The following is a 16,373-nucleotide window of genomic DNA, read 5'->3' on the forward strand; positions in this document are numbered from 1 at the left end:
ACATTCTTTTAACATTAGTAGAAAAAAATGGCAGATTTAAAAAGCCCAGTAGCAGACCGTGCAGAACATAACGCATTTTTCCCATCAGAATACTCATTAAGCCAATATGTGGCGAAAAAAACGGATTTCGACGGTTTTAAATTCGACAAACCTTACACAGGTGGCAAATACAAAATTTTAATGGTGGCTTCTGACGAACGCTATTTAGAAATGAAAAACGGCAAATTATTTTCAACGGGTAACCACCCTGTGGAAACGATGTTGCCAATGTTGCATATTCACCACGCTGGTTTTGAAATTGAAGTGGCAACCCTTTCAGGTAACTCGGTAAAATTTGAAATGTGGGCGATGCCAACCGAAGATGAAGCGGTGATGGGCTTATACGAAACTTACTTGCCGAAATTCAAAAATCCACATAAATTAGCGGATATTTTGGCGGAAGTCACAGCGGAAGATTCACCATATTTAGGTGTGTTGATCCCGGGTGGTCACGCAGCATTACACGGTCTTCCGTTCAGTAACGATGTGAAAGCGGTGTTAAATTGGGCGTTTGCAAATGATAAATATATCATCAGCTTATGTCATGGTCCTGCGGCATTCTTAGCAGCAAGCGTAGGCGAAAAACCTGAAGATTTCCCATTCAAAGGTTATGAAATCTGTGTGTTCCCAGATGCATTAGACGAAGGCTCAAACGTGGATATCGGCTACATTCCGGGTAAATTACAATGGTTATTGGCTGAACGCTTAGAATCTTTAGGCGTGAAAGTATTGAACGAAGGCATTACAGGTCAAGTGAACAAAGACCGCAACGTGCTCACCGGCGACAGCCCACTTGCGTCTAACAATTTAGGCATTTTAGCTGCCGAGGAGTTGTTAAAAGCCGTCGCTTAATCGCCCTTCTCCTTCTTGAAATAACATAAAGTGCGGTCGAAAAACACCATGAATTTCGACCGCACTTTTTACGTTTGTGCAAGCTTATCTGCCACTTACATTAAAAACCAAGCTGCCTTTGTAGTCCAAATAGGTCGGACGGATTTCGATACTTTGCTTATCCTGCAACATCTCATCGGTGTGCCGTATAAGTCTCATCGTTGGCGTAGATTTCAAAGAACACCCAACGACTCGGTTGTTCTTTCACCGTAGCGACATGCATCGCCGACACACCCGGCTCCACTTTCAGGGATTGCGTCATTTCCGGCAACACCATGGCTTTAAATTTCTCATTTTCCGACGGCTTCACGTTCACAATGACCAAATTGGGACGGGTTTCATTCGTTTGTTGCACTTGGATTGTAAATTCAAGGGTTAAAAAGAGCTGTGGAAAAAAACAACATTTTTTACTTTAACACGTTCACACCTGTTTTGCGTCTTTGGTTTGTGGGGGGGGGCGGCATAACTATGGCATACTAGCCAACAGGTGCGCCAGTAACTAATAGATCATCTTCAGGAATAGAAAATGTATCATGGTTTAATGCTATTGATTTTTTCTTAAACATAAGGTTTCATATCCATAATTATTTTACAAACTGCAAGTTCCCCAAAAGTGAGCAACTATGCCTAACCATGGGTAATTTATTACCCACGGATTAAACGTAAGTTTCGTTTCTGACAGTACCCTATACTTTCCGTTTATTTTCACTGCCCAAGTGGTCATATTGAATGATCGGAAAACATGGGGGAAAAAAGCAAAACCCCCGAATTTATCGGGGGTTCTTTTTACTTAATATGAAATTACAAACTTTCAGTGAAAGTACGGGTAATAACATCGCGTTGTTGTTCAGGGGTTAACGAGTTAAAGCGCACGGCATAACCGGAAACACGGATAGTTAATTGCGGATATTTTTCAGGGTGTTTTACCGCATCTTCTAATGTTTCACGACGTAATACGTTCACGTTTAAGTGTTGACCGCCTTCTACTTTAACAGTTGGTGCAACATTTACCGGTAATTCACGGTATTCGATTTGACCTAATTCACTTACTGCTACGATTTGATCTTCTGCGTAATCACCTTTTGCACATAAACAACGTGCTTCACCTTTTTCGCTATCTAACAACCAGAAAGAGTTTAAAAGATTGTCATTAGCCGCTTGGGTAATTTGGATACCTTTAATCATAAAATGCCTCCTAAATTTGGCTTTTCTGTATATTAATTGAACTGCGCGGATTTTATCAAAAATTTTGAAGTTTTCAAATTAATTTGACTTTAATTTGATATAGAACCGAAGTCTTTTTTTAATTCATTTTCAATATTTGACACATATCAAAGATAATCCATTCTAGGTATACGTAATTTAACAAAACAAGCCCTATATAATTACATCTTGATAACAAACAAATCACGCTTATTGCTATGAATTTCACGATGGCTTCATTATAATTCCCGCTACGCAAAATTAGATGGGAACCCCATGATGAAAACCTGGACAGATGTCATTGGGCAGGAAAAACAACAGCCTTATTTTCAACAAGTGTTGCAACGTGTACATGCAGAACGGGAACTGGGGAAAATTATTTACCCGCCGGCACCGGACGTGTTCAATGCCTTTAAATTAACAGAATTCGAACAGGTCAAAGTGGTGATTTTAGGGCAAGATCCTTACCACGGGCCAAATCAAGCGCACGGCTTATCCTTTTCCGTTAAACCCGGTGTCAAACCACCACCGTCCTTGTTAAATATGTATAAAGAATTGTCCAATGACATCGAAGGCTTTCAGATGCCAAATCATGGCTATTTAGTGGAATGGGCGCAACAAGGCGTGTTGTTGCTTAACTCGGTATTAACCGTAGAACAAGGTTTGGCCCATTCCCACGCGAATTGGGGTTGGGAAATCTTTACGGATAAAGTCATTGAAGCCTTAAATCAACATCGCGAAAATCTGGTCTTTCTATTATGGGGTAGCCCGGCACAGAAAAAAGGGCAATTTATTGATCGCCAAAAACATTGTGTTTTAACCAGCGTGCATCCATCACCGCTGTCTGCTCATCGCGGATTTTTCGGTTGCCACCATTTTTCAAAAGCCAACGCCTATTTACAACAACATGGTATTGCCCCGATTAATTGGCAATTAAGCGCGCTTTAGCGTTGTTATCAGAACCATTACAGGAATTTTTATGTTAGCGATTATTTCTCCCGCAAAAACATTAGATTTTGAGAATGCAGTGCCCAAAAAACTTCCGCATTTTCAACCGAACTTTTTAGCGCAAAGCCAGCAGCTGATCGATATTTGTCGTGAACTGACACCGGCAGACATCGGTTCATTAATGTTAATCAGCGATAAACTCGCCGGACTCAATGCCGCCCGTTTTGCCGAATGGCAACAAAACCATAACGAACACAATGCCAAAGCAGCGGTTTATGCGTTCAAAGGCGATGTTTACACGGGATTAGACATTGAATCTCTCAACGAAGAAGATGTGTTATTTGCCCAGCAACACTTGCGTATTTTATCCGGCTTATATGGCTTATTAACGCCACTCGATTTAATCCAGCCATACCGTTTGGAAATGGGGACAAAACTCGCTAACCCGAAAGGCAAGGATTTATATGCGTTCTGGCATAATGTCATTACGCCTGTATTGCAACAAGCGATCGATCAGCAAAACGGTACACTCATTAACTTGGCATCTGATGAATATTACAAATCGGTGCAAGAACACAAGCTCAAAGCTAACATCATTAAACCGGTATTTTTAGATAACAAAAATGGGAAGTATAAAGTGATTAGCTTCTATGCTAAAAAAGCACGCGGCTTAATGTGTCGTTACCTCATTCAAAATCGCATTAGCGACGTAGAACAGCTCAAGGAATTCGACCTTGGCGGCTACTGGTTTGACAGCGCGGCATCGACTAAAACGGAATTTGTCTTTAAACGGGATTTGGCGGAATAAACATGATGAAAAAAACACTTGTTATTTTGACCGCACTTTTCCTAACAGCATGCGTTTCCAACTCACAATTAGACGTGCCACAAAGAATTCAACACAACGATAAAACCTATCAACTGGCTACCCAACAGGATTTGGGCAGTGTTGCTCGTTATGTTTATCTATTGCCGGGCGAAACACCGAAAGAATGGCAAAGTGCGGTGGAGATTTTGCTCGATCGCAACTTTCAAAACCGTACCTTGCAACAACGGATTGATTTGCGCAAGCGGGTTTATACCAACACCGGCGTGAAAAATTTTCAGCTTTATAGTCAAGACGAAACGTTATACGCCTATGTGATTTATGAGCCATCCGAACAAAACAAAGATTGGCAAATCGACATGGCGAAAGGCAAGGAATTGCCATTTTGTGGTTTTGTGCAATATCAGTATTCCTTAAAAATTCCGAAAAATTACAAACTCGGCAACATGAACAGCAAACGTGTAGTCAACCATTTGAAAAAATATTTGGTTGAAAAAGAAATGAAACAACTGAGCAAAGCAAATTGGCTGTTGGGGTGTAAAGCGTAATGCCTGCCTCTGAATATTCCGCTCAAGTCAAAAAGGCGGCGCATTTTTCCATTATCACCGCCTTAGTGTTGATTATCGTGAAAGGCATCGCTTGGTGGCAAACAGGCTCGGTGAGTATGCTCGCCTCTATCACCGATTCCATGTTGGATTTATTGGCTTCGTTCATGAGCATGCTGATTTTGCGTTTCGCTTTAATGCCTGCGGATCACAATCACTCTTTTGGACACGGTAAGGCAGAATCCCTAGCGTCTTTGGTGCAAAGCGCGTTTATCTCCGGTTCGGCGATTTTCCTGTTACTGCAAGGCATACACCGTTTTAATTCCCCGCAAGCCTTGAACAATACAATACTTGGTATGTTGGTCACTGTATTTTCCATTTTTGCGACACTATTATTAGTGTGGTACCAAGGACGCGTAATTGAACAAACAGATAGCCCGGCAATTAAAGCGGATCGACTGCATTATCAAACAGATTTGCTCATGAACTTTGCCATTTTGATTTCCTTAGGCTTGAGTGTACACGGTATGTTATGGGCAGATGCGGTTTTTGCGATTTTAATCTCCCTTTATATTTTATTAAATGCGGCCAAAATGCTGTTTAGTTCAACGCAGTTATTGCTTGATCAAATGTTACCGCCAGAGGAAATTGAACAAATTAACGCGGTACTTAACCAAGAAATCGCCCAAGATCCGCGCATTCTCGGATTTCATGCGTTACGCACCCGTCGTTCCGGCGCGATTCGTTTTATTCAATTTCATCTTGAATTGGCGGATGAACTGTCTTTTATCGAAGCGCATGACATCACCGAACATTTGGAAACACGGTTAAAAATAACGTTCCCGCACAGCGATATTGTGATCCATCCGGAACCCACATTTGTTGTACAACAAGAAATGCAGCACATAAAAAAAATGCTATAATTCGAGCACGTTTAACCTAAACAACCGATTTTTAAATTAAAACTTTATGTAAGGGATAACTTATGATTAAAAAAATTGCAGTACTAACAAGTGGTGGTGACGCACCGGGCATGAACGCGGCAATTCGCGCAGTGGTTCGCGCAGGGTTGTCTGAAGGGTTGGAAGTTTATGGTATCTATGACGGCTATTATGGCTTATACCACAACAACATTAAGCAATTAACCCGCTACAGTGTATCCGACATCATCAACCGTGGTGGTACCTGTTTAGGTTCCGCTCGCTTCCCGGAATTTAAAGATCCTGAAGTGCGGGCAAAATGTGCCGACATTTTACGTTCTCACGGCATTGATGCTCTCGTCGTTATCGGCGGGGATGGTTCCTACATGGGGGCGAAATTATTGACCGAAGAACACGGTTTCCCATGCGTTGGTATTCCTGGCACAATCGATAACGACGTTGCCGGCACCGACTATACCATCGGCTACCAAACCGCATTACAAACTGCGGTTGAAGCTATAGACCGTTTACGTGACACCTCCAGTTCCCACCAACGTATTTCAATCGTAGAAATCATGGGCCGCCACTGCAGCGATCTCACTATTTCTGCAGGGATTGCCGGCGGATGCGAATACATTGTGGCCTCTGAAGTGGAATTTAACCGCGAAGAACTGATTCGCCAAATTGAACGTAGCATCATCAAAGGCAAACGTCATGCAATTATTGCGATCACCGAATTAATCTGCGACGTAAACGAATTAGCGAAAGAAATCGAAGATCGCGTTCATCATGAAACCCGCGCTACCATTTTAGGCCATATCCAACGTGGTGGTACACCATGTGCATTTGACCGTATCCTCGGTTCCCGCATGGGGGTCTATGCTATCGACTTATTGCTTCAAGGCAAAGGCGGTTATTGTGTAGGGATTCAAAATGAACAGCTGGTTCACCACGATATTATCGATGCTATCAATAATATGCGCCGTGAATTCAAGGCAGATTGGTTAAAGATGTTTAAACGTTTAGACTAAATACTATTATTTTTAGCCAAAACAAAAGTGCGGTTAAAAAACACAATGGATTTTGACCGCACTTTTTGTTTATTTCGTTAGAACTGCCAATCAAATTTCATCATGACAGTACGCGGGCGTCCGTAGAAATTATTCATCCCGCGGGTACGATTATAGTTATTTTCAAAGTAAGTTTTATCCGCTAAATTCGTTCCAATCAAACTGAGTTTGGCGTGGTGATTAAACTCGTACTGAATATTGGCATCAAACAGAGTATAACCTGCTTGTTTAATGCCATATAAGCTACTCGTCGGGCTCTGTGCAGAGATACCGGCCCCAATCGTCCATTTGCTACTTGGAATTCGATAACTGGTGGCAAGTCGAAACATCTGAACAGGTGTAAAATTACTAAAGTTGTAAGGATCTTTAGCGCCTTTTGCCCGTTCATTATTAATCTCTTCCGCATTTTTATATTTACTTTTATTGTAAGTGTAGCCTGCAAAAAGTTGCCAATTTTCTGTTATATTCCCAGCCAACTCTAATTCAAACCCCTTGCTAACAACGCGTCCGATTGGTTTTGCGATGGTCTGGAATGACCCGACAGCGCCATTTTTTCCCGGTATATATCCAAAATCAACAACAGTACGATTTTTTTGCTCAACAGAAAATAAAGCCAAAGAGCTATTTAACTGATTATCAAAGAAGGAACCTTTCCAACCGATTTCATAGTTTGTGCCAATTAACGGAGGTAAAACCGTTTTACTGGTAATATCTACGTTGTCTTGTTGTTTAAAAATCTTAGTATAACTTGCATAAAGGCTCTGCTCATTCGTCAAATCATAAGTAATACCAACATACGGTGTAAAATGATGCCCCTTCATTTTGGCAGTATAGTGCTCATTATCCTTATCAATATTTGATTGCGATTGATAGCGCGTCGCTGGCTCACCATTATAAACCGGCGTTTCTTTGCGTTGTGAGGTCTCAAAATGGGTAAACTGCACACCACCTAATAAATGGAAGCGTTCCGTTGCATTAAAACGAGTGCTCAAAATAACTGCATGTGTTTCATTTTTATTGAAATATTTAGCATAGTTATAGCGAGCTAAAACATGGTCATCCGGCTCCTTTAACATCTTATAAACAATTTCATTTGGATTTCCGTAAGCACCATTTTTATACTTAATGTTACCGTTACTATCACGTTCCGGAATTTTTTGCCCATTTTTATCTAATTCATACAAAATATTACCGTCTTTATCGACTTTAATTTTATAAGCATGTTGGCAATCTGGTGTATAAAGCATATGGTCACCTTTTTCATCATGCTTGTCCCAATCCGGTTCAGGAAGATTTTTATCGGTTGGAGAATAATAATTTCCTTGCTCATTAGGAACACAACGACCGGCTAAATGCTGATGCACTTGACCAACCTCATCAATAGTACTTATACGATAACGTTTCTGAAAAATTTCAACAAAATCTGATTGAATATTTTCATGGTTATAAGCATAACCTACATAAAAATCATGGTCTCGTTCAAAAAGATTATAGTGCCCGGTTAAATTCAATTTAATCCCGTATTGTTCGTCCTTTTTAATATGTCGAATTGGTGCGAATGTAAATTTTCGGTTAGTTGTACCCTTATTGTTATAAGCTCTATTGTAGAGATAGTTTGAAAAACGATTTTCTGCATCGTTAGTAATACCTGCTTCTTGTAATTTTTTATCAATATATTCTTGTTTATCTTTATCAATACCAGGATCAGCCCAATCATTACATAAAAAATCAAGACCTATATCATTCATGCATTGATCAAACCCTTTCTTACGAGCTGCAAGCCGATCGTTTCTATATTGATTAAAGTCGCCTTGGTTAAATTGATTTTGAGCATAATCTGCCTTACGTTGCTCATATTCTTTCTTTGCTTGGTCACGATATTCTTTTAATTTTTTAAGTGCTTGGTCTTTTGGCTCAAAAGGAATAATTTCACCTTTCTCGGTTAGAAATCCTTGCGCGTCAGAACCGGACAAACCGGCAGCATGTTCATCTTTGATAAAAAATTGCCCAACTTTTGCATCTGAATTATTTTTTGTATAGGACGCCTCAATACTAAACTCCCAATCGTTATCAAAAACAAATTTGGTATTAGCAAATAAGTTATATTTATCACCCTTCAAACGAGACCAACTCTGTCCTAAATAGGTATTTCGAGGAAGTTTTACTGGATTATTACATGCCGGGCGGGAGGCAAAAGGAGCAACTTGGGGATTTTCACAAGGTAATATCACGCCAGAAAAATCCGGCACTTCATTAATTTTCTGATACATACCGCCTAAGGTTAACACGCCAACATTGCCTAAATCCACGTCAGCGACACCATAAATTAGCCCTTTTTTACCATGCACATTATCTTTAAAAGACTTTGCTTTTTCCCCTACACCAACTAAACGGGCACGAATACTATTATCTTGATTTACACCTCCGGAAACGTCCAGTACCGTACGGGTACTACCTCGGTGATCGACCGTTATTTCGCCTAGGTGTTGGAATTTGTCTGTAGGCCGTTTTCGAATCAAATTAATTGTGCCGCCAGGCTCAGAGTTAGACTGGGTCAATCCTGTCGCGCCACGCACAACTTCAATATGATCATAAATCGCTAGATCCGTGCTAGGAGAAACGTCTATTTTGGCGGTATAACCTGAACGCCCACCTACATTAGTCGTAATACCATCTTCACCAATTTGATCTACATAAAAACCACGGGAAAGAAAACGAGTTTGTAACCCTGAATCACGTACAACATTAACACCAGTGGTATTCTTCATTGCTTCTTCAAGAGTATGAATAGCTTTGTCATCTAATTGCTTTTTGGTAATCACACTAACAGATTGTGGCGTATCCTTACCGGAAACTTTTAGTCCAGTAGCTGTTTTCATCGACTTAATTGTATAGCCACGACTACCCTCAGTGGTATTAGTATCAGTTTCTTCAATAACATTAATCTGCTCTAAACTGTCCTCCGTATACGCGGTTTGGCAAGTACAAAATAAAGAAATAGAAAGTAGGCTAAGGCGGAAATAAGATGGGGGTGAAAGACGAGATTGATGCATTTTTGGCTCCTAAATAAGAATTGTTTTTATTTAATGATAACAATTATTATTCTTATAGAAAAGAAAAAAGATAACCAAATGACTATTCATAAAATATCTTTTTATACAAAAGGACAGTATGGCCTATAGAGCAAAAATATAGCTAAAAGCACCTGCAAGCTTCACTTGTGAGCCTAAAAACGGTTTATTTTTTCAGTAACACTAATAGCTAAATCAACAAAACATTACGTTAAGGCGTCAATCTCAACAACACTAACACCTCATAATGCGACGTATGTGGGAACATATCGAACAGTTGGATTTTTTCCATTTGATAATGGGTAAGGGATTGCAAGTCTTTGCCCATGGTTTCGGCATTGCAACTGGAATACAAAATAAAGTGCGGTCGCATTTCATTGAGAAATTCAGCAAGCGATTGACCAATGCCGCGACGAGGGGGATTGACGATAACCAGATCGGGTTTGTCTGCTTGAGCCAAGGCAAAATTTGCCGCATCTAAAGATTGAAAATGAACTTGCTTCTCCAATCCGAGTTGCTGTGCCGATAGTTTCGCGGCGGCAATGGCAGAAGCGGAGATTTCAATGCCGGTGAGGTGAATTTGTTGCTCCGTGTTCTGCATTTGCAAGGCTTTCAAGCAATGTAACCCGAAACCGCCCACACCACAGAACAAATCCCAAAGTTGACGAATGGGCAGGTCTTTTATCCATTGTTGTGCCGTGCCGTATAACCCTTCAGCAACCTGCGGGTTAGTTTGAAAGAACCCCTGCGGACGAATAAAAAGCGGAATCTGATTAAACCTTTCGGGTAAGGTGTGTTGTTCCGTCAGGAAAATCTCTTTTTCACCCTCGAGAATTGCGGCATTTTGCGGCTGGATATTCACGCTAATGACGGCAAGTTGCGGCAATTTTTGACGCAATCCCGCCAGTTCACGTTGAATCAACGGCAATTTGGCTTCCGAACGTAACACAAAGCGCAACATGAGTTGGTGGCTGTGTTGGCTTTCTGTCAATAAAAGATGTTTCAATTCGCCTTTTTGCTTTGCCACGTTATACGGCACAAGGCCTGCGCGTGCGATGAAATCTTTAAGAAGAGGAAAGATAGCTTGAAAACGTTGTGGATAAAGTGGGCAATCGCATAAATCCACCGCACTTTGTGGCGCCAACGGGTTCGGCAAGATCCCGAGGATTGGGCGTTCAACTGCGCCACTGACGACCATTTTGGCTTTGTTGCGAAACCCTTCTTGGGCAGATTGAAAAGGGGCAAACCAAATCAAATGAGACGTTTCTAAACCCTGCAACTGCTGTTGCAAATGTGCCGTTTTCTGTTCCAGTTGAACGGCATAGGGCAATTCCAACCATTGACAAGAACGACAATCGCCTCGTTGATAATGTTCACATTGCATCATATTAATTTTTCGCTGCCAGCCATTGCTGTTGAAGTGCAGTTAGTTTTTGACGATTTTCCAACCAACGGGGGGCACATTCCAGTTCCGGCCAAGTCAGTTTTTTGCGTTTGAATAGGCTTTGTAGGCGCTTTTGGCGCAACAAAAAGTGCGGTTGTTTTTCTGAGAGTTTTAAATTGTCTAAAACTTGGATAACACCGTCCCGTTCATTACAAAGGAGCAACAAATCGCAACCTGCGTTAAGCGCCTGTTCGCTACGCGCCACAAAATCGCCCATGAATCCTGCCCCTTTCATGCCAAGATCGTCAGAGAAAATGGCTCCGTTGAAATTCAGTTGAGCACGCAAGATGTCTTGTAACCAATATTTAGAGCCACTCGCCGGTTGGTTGTCACATTGCGAATAAATCACATGGGCCGGCATAATGGCTTGTAGCAGATTTTGTTCGATAAGTTGCTGGAACGGCTGAATATCGTGACTGAAAATAGTTTCCTGACTGCGATCATCATAAGGCGTCTCTAAATGAGAATCAGCAATCACATGACCATGTCCCGGAAAGTGTTTTCCCGTTGCAGCCATGCCAGCTTGATGCATACCGCGAATAAAATTGCTGGCTAAATTCACCGCACTTTTTATTTCACAACCAAAACTGCGATCGCCGATGGCTTTACATTGATGTCCAAGATCCAACACCGGCGCAAAGCTCAAATCGATATCAAGTGCGGTCATCTCTGCCGCCATTTGCCAGCCGGCTTCAAATGCCATCTTCCGTTGTTCAATAGGATCTTCAATCAGTGCGGAAAACGCCTGCATTGCAGGAAGTTGGGTGAAGCCGTCACGAAAACGCTGTACTCGCCCACCTTCTTGATCCACTGTAATCAACAAGGGCTTTTTCACCTTTTGTCGCACAGATTGAATCAACGCTTGTAATTGCGCACGGTCGTGAAAATTACGAGTAAAAAGAATCAATCCCGCCACGAGAGGGTGTTCCAATAATTCGATTTCTTCTTTTTCCAGCTCGTAACCGGCTAAGTCAATGAGTAGTGTAGACATTTTAGTTTAAGCGGAGATATAAGCGGTAATTGACGCTATTCGCCGTTGGTCGAGCCAATGTGAGCGGTTGTTTTTGCAGCGGTTGCAATGCCAACCTATGCCAAATAGCAGGCTCTTCAGCCGTCACGGTCACCCCGTGTTTGTCATACCAAAACAGACGGTAAGCCAAGTTGACCGGCTGTTCGGTTTTATTTTTGACCCAAGCACTGTCACGATCAACACTCGCTTCCAGCCTTTCTGCTGCTGGGGCTTCAATGTTTAAAATCGGGCTTTGCGTATTTAATAACGTCGGTGCCTTTGCGCTACATCCCGCTAAAAGTGCGGTCACAAAAAAAAGGGAAATAGACTTTTTCATTATTTATCCAACATTTTACCTAAAGGCTCACCGCCAACGAGATGCATATGTAAATGGAACACTTCTTGTCCGCCGTGTTTGTTACAGTTGACAATCAAACGATAACCGTCTTGCGCAATGCCTTCTTGTGCAGCAAGTTTAGCCGCAACCGTGAACAGACGACCTAAGGTCACTTCATCTTGTTCGGTCACATCGTTTACAGTTGGAATGAGCTTGTTTGGAATGATTAAAATATGGGTTTTGGCTTGTGGTGCAATATCGCGAAATGCGGTGACAAGTTCATCTTGATAAACGATATTCGCAGGAATTTCTTTGCGGATAATTTTGCTGAAAATAGTTTCTGCTGCCATGATTTTCTCCTTAAAAAATATTGCGTTTTGTGACCGCACTTTTTAACAGAAAACCACTAAAATAGCAATTTATCAGACCATCTTTGATGTCATCGAGAAAGGCTGTTTACTACACCGATCTAATTATTGACAAAGAACAAAATTCTCGCATTAAAAAGGAGAAATATTTTTACTTTGCGGGGGAAAGAAAATATAATTAACAAAGCTTATAAATTTTCAAATTTTTTTAAGTTTCTAGGTCTTTTTTTGTAATACAACGTTGCGAACGGCGGTATTTACTGGGTCAAATTATAAAAAAGGAATTCTGAAATGAATACCGAAACGTCCAAAACAACGTGTATGGTCTCTCCGGCAGAAATAAGCCAAATTGGCGAAGACGTCGGCGTTTATAAGGCCACTAAGAAACAGATTTTATCCTTTTTCTCTGCAATTCCGGCGGGCGCGTTTATCGCTTTAGCATTTGTTTTCTACACCACAACACAAACAGGAAATGTCGGTGCTTCGTGGGGATTAACCAAGTTGGTTGGCGGAATTGTATTCTCTCTTGGCGTGATTATGGTCGTGGTTTGCGGCTCTGAATTATTCACCTCATCAACCATGACAACTGTCGCCCGTGTAAGCGGACGAATTAGTAGTTTTCAAATGCTGCGAAATTGGATAGTGGTTTATTTCGGCAATTTCGTTGGCGCACTTTTTATTGTCTTTCTTATTTGGTTTGCAGGTCAAACAATGGCAGCCAATGGGCAGTGGGGACTCACTATTTTAACGACTGCTCAACATAAAATTCACCACACATGGTTTGAAGCTTTTTGTTTGGGGATCTTGTGTAATGTGATGGTGTGTATTGCCATTTGGATGACCTACGCAGGAAAAACATTAACAGATAAAGCATTTATTATGATTTTACCTATTGCTTTGTTTGTTGCCTCAGGATTCGAGCACAGTGTAGCGAATATGTTTATGATCCCAATGGGAATTATGACCGCACACTTTAGCGCCCCGGAATTTTGGCAAGCAATTAATATCGATCCTCAACAGTTCGCGGATTTAGATCTTTATCATTTTGTGGTGAAGAATTTAATTCCGGTGACATTGGGGAACATTGTTGGCGGTGGTTGTTGTATTGGATTGGCCTTATGGTCAATCAACCGACCTCATTAATCGGTTCACAAAAGGAAGGAAACCTAAGTCGTTCGTTTCCTTCCTAAACAGGTTTATTTTTATCAATAATCTAAAAGAGGAATGTTATGACTCAATTAACAGAAGCTCAACAAAAGGCTTGGGAAGGTTTTGTCGGTGGTGATTGGCAAAATGAAGTCAACGTGCGTGACTTTATCCAAAAAAACTATACACCGTATGAAGGAGATGAATCTTTCTTAGCCGATGCAACCCCTGCAACAACTGCGTTGTGGGATAAAGTCATGGAAGGAATCAAAATCGAAAACAAAACGCACGAGCCGTTAGATTTTGACACAGACAACCCATCAACCATCACTTCTCACAAACCTGGCTATATCAACAAAGAATTAGAAAAAATCGTTGGTCTTCAAACTGATGCCCCGTTAAAACGGGCCATTATGCCATACGGTGGTATCAAAATGGTTAAAGGCTCTTGTGAAGTTTATGGTCGTCAATTAGATCCTGAAGTAGAACATATTTTCACTGAATATCGTAAAACCCATAACCAAGGTGTGTTCGATGTATATACACCGGATATCCTTCGTTGCCGTAAATCAGGCGTGTTAACCGGTTTACCGGATGCTTACGGTCGTGGTCGTATTATCGGTGACTATCGTCGTTTAGCCGTTTACGGTATCGACTATTTAATGGCCGATAAGAAAAAACAATTCGACTCACTCCAAGCAAGACTAGAACGTGGTGAAGACATTCAAGCGACTATTCAGTTACGTGAAGAAATTGCTGAACAACATCGCGCATTAGGCAAAATGAAAGAAATGGCAGCCTCTTATGGTTTCGATATTTCTAACCCGGCGACTAACGCACAAGAAGCTGTTCAATGGACTTACTTTGCTTACTTAGCAGCGGTGAAATCACAAAACGGTGCGGCAATGTCTTTCGGTCGTATTTCTTCCTTCTTAGATATTTATATCGAACGTGATTTGAAAAACGGCAAAATCACCGAACAAGAAGCACAAGAATTAATCGACCACTTAGTCATGAAACTTCGTATGGTACGTTTCTTACGTACTCCTGAATACGATCAATTGTTCTCCGGTGACCCAATGTGGGCAACCGAAACCCTTGGTGGTATGGGCTTAGACGGTCGTACATTAGTGACCAAAAATAGCTTCCGTATTTTACATACCCTTTACACTATGGGCCCATCTCCGGAACCAAACTTAACTATCCTTTGGTCTGAAAAATTACCTGAAGCATTCAAACGTTACTGTGCCAAAGTGTCTATTGATACTTCCTCAGTACAGTATGAAAACGATGACTTAATGCGTCCGGATTTCAACAGTGATGACTATGCGATTGCTTGTTGTGTATCACCAATGGTAGTGGGTAAACAAATGCAATTCTTCGGTGCCCGTGCGAACTTGGCAAAAACCTTGCTATACGCAATCAACGGCGGTATCGATGAGAAAAACGGTATGCAAGTCGGTCCGAAAACCGAACCAATCAAAGATGAAGTGCTTGATTTCGACACCGTAATGACCCGCATGGACAGTTTCATGGATTGGTTGGCAACACAATATGTGACCGCCTTGAACATCATCCACTTCATGCATGACAAATATGCTTATGAAGCCGCATTAATGGCATTCCATGATCGTGATGTCTATCGCACTATGGCTTGCGGTATCGCAGGACTTTCCGTTGCAGCCGACTCTTTAGCTGCAATCAAATACGCGAAAGTCAAACCAATTCGTGGCGATATCAAAGATAAAGAGGGCAAGGTTGTGGCATCTAATGTCGCTATTGACTTTGAAATCGAAGGTGAATATCCGCAATTTGGTAACAACGACCCTCGCGTAGATGACATCGCCTGTGACTTAGTTGAACGTTTCATGAAGAAAATTCAAACCCACAAAACTTATCGCAACGCAACTCCGACACAGTCTGTACTTACTATCACTTCTAACGTGGTATATGGTAAGAAAACCGGTAATACACCGGACGGTCGTCGTTCTGGCGCACCATTCGGACCGGGTGCAAACCCAATGCACGGTCGTGACCAAAAAGGTGCGGTAGCGTCTTTAACTTCTGTGGCTAAATTACCATTTGCTTACGCGAAAGACGGTATTTCTTATACCTTCTCTATCGTACCAAATGCCTTAGGTAAAGAATACGAAGCACAAAAACGCAATCTTGCCGGTTTAATGGACGGTTACTTCCACCACGAAGCGGAAGTGGAAGGCGGTCAACACTTGAACGTTAACGTGATGAACCGTGAAATGTTGTTAGATGCGATGGAAAATCCGGAAAAATATCCGCAATTAACCATTCGTGTTTCCGGTTATGCCGTACGTTTCAACTCGTTAACCAAAGAGCAACAACAGGACGTTATCACCCGTACATTTACACAATCAATGTAATTTCGTGATAAAAGTGTGTTAATATTTCAGCCGCTTACCGCAAGGTAAGCGGTCTGATTTTTTTGGGGACATCCCAATTTTGTAAACATAGCTAGGTCATTAAAAACATTTACAAAAACGACCGCACTTTTAACGAATAACGTGACGATTTATTGAGGAA

At 41.5% G+C, this 16,373-nt stretch carries 15 protein-coding genes; 8 read left to right on the forward strand and 7 right to left on the reverse strand.

Features of this window, described 5'->3' with window-relative positions; all coding sequences use genetic code 11:
• Positions 1-27 precede the first annotated feature (27 nt).
• Entirely contained in the window at positions 28-891 is an 864-nt protein-coding gene (gene hchA, locus DQN58_RS00075) for a glyoxalase III HchA (RefSeq protein ID WP_006719189.1), read from the forward strand.
• A 172-nt stretch (positions 892-1,063) separates the two neighbouring features.
• Here hchA and DQN58_RS00080 read toward each other — a convergent pair whose 3' ends face one another.
• Together DQN58_RS00080 and grcA are read right to left on the reverse strand one after the other, a co-directional pair.
• On the reverse strand, positions 1,064-1,285 hold the full coding sequence (locus DQN58_RS00080) for a putative quinol monooxygenase (protein WP_006719190.1): 222 nt from the start codon (positions 1,283-1,285) through the stop codon (positions 1,064-1,066).
• Between the two features lie 446 nt (positions 1,286-1,731).
• Complete coding sequence (gene grcA, locus DQN58_RS00085; RefSeq protein ID WP_006719191.1) at positions 1,732-2,115, reverse strand: autonomous glycyl radical cofactor GrcA; 384 nt, start codon at positions 2,113-2,115, stop codon at positions 1,732-1,734.
• Positions 2,116-2,412: 297 nt separating this feature from the next.
• Here grcA and ung point away from each other — a divergent pair, with 297 nt between their 5' ends.
• The 5 genes from ung to pfkA all read left to right on the forward strand — a co-directional run bounded on the left by ung (position 2,413) and on the right by pfkA (position 6,403).
• Positions 2,413-3,081: a uracil-DNA glycosylase gene (gene ung, locus DQN58_RS00090; protein ID WP_032997965.1), complete on the forward strand. Its 669-nt coding sequence runs from the start codon at positions 2,413-2,415 to the stop codon at positions 3,079-3,081.
• A gap of 31 nt (positions 3,082-3,112) precedes the next feature.
• Positions 3,113-3,889, forward strand: a complete 777-nt coding sequence (gene yaaA / locus DQN58_RS00095) for a peroxide stress protein YaaA (protein ID WP_006719194.1) — start codon at positions 3,113-3,115, stop codon at positions 3,887-3,889.
• Between the two features lie 5 nt (positions 3,890-3,894).
• Entirely contained in the window at positions 3,895-4,455 is a 561-nt protein-coding gene (locus tag DQN58_RS00100) for a hypothetical protein (RefSeq protein WP_032998197.1), read from the forward strand.
• Positions 4,455-5,375 (forward strand): cation diffusion facilitator family transporter, encoded by a 921-nt coding sequence (locus tag DQN58_RS00105; RefSeq protein ID WP_006719196.1) that lies wholly within the window; start codon positions 4,455-4,457, stop codon positions 5,373-5,375. The genes DQN58_RS00100 and DQN58_RS00105 overlap by 1 nt, the downstream gene beginning before the upstream one ends.
• A 62-nt stretch (positions 5,376-5,437) precedes the next feature.
• Positions 5,438-6,403 carry a 6-phosphofructokinase gene (gene pfkA, locus DQN58_RS00110; RefSeq protein ID WP_006719197.1) on the forward strand — a complete coding sequence of 322 codons (966 nt, stop codon included), beginning with the start codon at positions 5,438-5,440 and terminating at the stop codon, positions 6,401-6,403.
• Positions 6,404-6,480: 77 nt separating this feature from the next.
• Here the strand turns inward: pfkA and DQN58_RS00115 are convergent, their stop codons facing one another.
• From DQN58_RS00115 to hinT, 5 genes are all read right to left on the reverse strand, one after another.
• The gene (locus DQN58_RS00115; protein WP_006719198.1) at positions 6,481-9,495 is read right to left on the reverse strand and encodes a TonB-dependent siderophore receptor; all 3,015 of its coding nucleotides are present in this window, start codon (positions 9,493-9,495) and stop codon (positions 6,481-6,483) included.
• A gap of 229 nt (positions 9,496-9,724) precedes the next feature.
• Positions 9,725-10,900 (reverse strand): 23S rRNA (uracil(747)-C(5))-methyltransferase RlmC, encoded by a 1,176-nt coding sequence (gene rlmC, locus DQN58_RS00120; RefSeq protein WP_006719200.1) that lies wholly within the window; start codon positions 10,898-10,900, stop codon positions 9,725-9,727.
• Position 10,901: 1 nt separating this feature from the next.
• Entirely contained in the window at positions 10,902-11,948 is a 1,047-nt protein-coding gene (gene nagZ / locus DQN58_RS00125) for a beta-N-acetylhexosaminidase (protein ID WP_006719201.1), read from the reverse strand.
• Between the two features lies 1 nt (position 11,949).
• Positions 11,950-12,303, reverse strand: a complete 354-nt coding sequence (locus tag DQN58_RS00130; RefSeq protein ID WP_006719203.1) for a YcfL family protein — start codon at positions 12,301-12,303, stop codon at positions 11,950-11,952.
• A complete protein-coding gene (gene hinT / locus DQN58_RS00135; protein WP_032997967.1) occupies positions 12,303-12,653 on the reverse strand; it encodes a purine nucleoside phosphoramidase in 351 nt (116 codons plus the stop codon). Before hinT ends, DQN58_RS00130 begins: the two co-directional genes overlap by 1 nt.
• 309 nt (positions 12,654-12,962) lie before the next feature.
• Here hinT and focA point away from each other — a divergent pair, with 309 nt between their 5' ends.
• Together focA and pflB are read left to right on the forward strand one after the other, a co-directional pair.
• The gene (focA, locus tag DQN58_RS00140) at positions 12,963-13,814 is read left to right on the forward strand and encodes a formate transporter FocA (RefSeq protein ID WP_006719205.1); all 852 of its coding nucleotides are present in this window, start codon (positions 12,963-12,965) and stop codon (positions 13,812-13,814) included.
• 86 nt (positions 13,815-13,900) lie between these two features.
• Positions 13,901-16,213, forward strand: coding sequence for a formate C-acetyltransferase (gene pflB, locus DQN58_RS00145; RefSeq protein WP_006719206.1), 2,313 nt, complete (start codon positions 13,901-13,903; stop codon positions 16,211-16,213).
• Positions 16,214-16,373 lie beyond the last annotated feature (160 nt).

Origin of the sequence: Aggregatibacter segnis ATCC 33393 (assembly GCF_900476035.1) — a bacterium.
GTDB classification, from domain to species: Bacteria; Pseudomonadota; Gammaproteobacteria; order Enterobacterales; family Pasteurellaceae; genus Aggregatibacter; species Aggregatibacter segnis.

Excerpts from the sequence above, each read along its gene's own strand:
- pflB (WP_006719206.1), top strand. The coding sequence starts at position 13,901 with ATGACTCAATTAACAGAAGCTCAACAAAAGGCTTGGGAAGGTTTTGTC.
- DQN58_RS00100 (WP_032998197.1), top strand. The coding sequence starts at position 3,895 with ATGAAAAAAACACTTGTTATTTTGACCGCACTTTTCCTAACAGCATGC.
- hchA (WP_006719189.1), top strand. The coding sequence starts at position 28 with ATGGCAGATTTAAAAAGCCCAGTAGCAGACCGTGCAGAACATAACGCA.
- grcA (WP_006719191.1), bottom strand. The coding sequence starts at position 2,115 with ATGATTAAAGGTATCCAAATTACCCAAGCGGCTAATGACAATCTTTTA.
- DQN58_RS00130 (WP_006719203.1), bottom strand. The coding sequence starts at position 12,303 with ATGAAAAAGTCTATTTCCCTTTTTTTTGTGACCGCACTTTTAGCGGGA.
- hinT (WP_032997967.1), bottom strand. The coding sequence starts at position 12,653 with ATGGCAGCAGAAACTATTTTCAGCAAAATTATCCGCAAAGAAATTCCT.
- pfkA (WP_006719197.1), top strand. The coding sequence starts at position 5,438 with ATGATTAAAAAAATTGCAGTACTAACAAGTGGTGGTGACGCACCGGGC.
- DQN58_RS00115 (WP_006719198.1), bottom strand. The coding sequence starts at position 9,495 with ATGCATCAATCTCGTCTTTCACCCCCATCTTATTTCCGCCTTAGCCTA.
- nagZ (WP_006719201.1), bottom strand. The coding sequence starts at position 11,948 with ATGTCTACACTACTCATTGACTTAGCCGGTTACGAGCTGGAAAAAGAA.
- DQN58_RS00105 (WP_006719196.1), top strand. The coding sequence starts at position 4,455 with ATGCCTGCCTCTGAATATTCCGCTCAAGTCAAAAAGGCGGCGCATTTT.
- ung (WP_032997965.1), top strand. The coding sequence starts at position 2,413 with ATGAAAACCTGGACAGATGTCATTGGGCAGGAAAAACAACAGCCTTAT.
- focA (WP_006719205.1), top strand. The coding sequence starts at position 12,963 with ATGAATACCGAAACGTCCAAAACAACGTGTATGGTCTCTCCGGCAGAA.
- rlmC (WP_006719200.1), bottom strand. The coding sequence starts at position 10,900 with ATGATGCAATGTGAACATTATCAACGAGGCGATTGTCGTTCTTGTCAA.
- yaaA (WP_006719194.1), top strand. The coding sequence starts at position 3,113 with ATGTTAGCGATTATTTCTCCCGCAAAAACATTAGATTTTGAGAATGCA.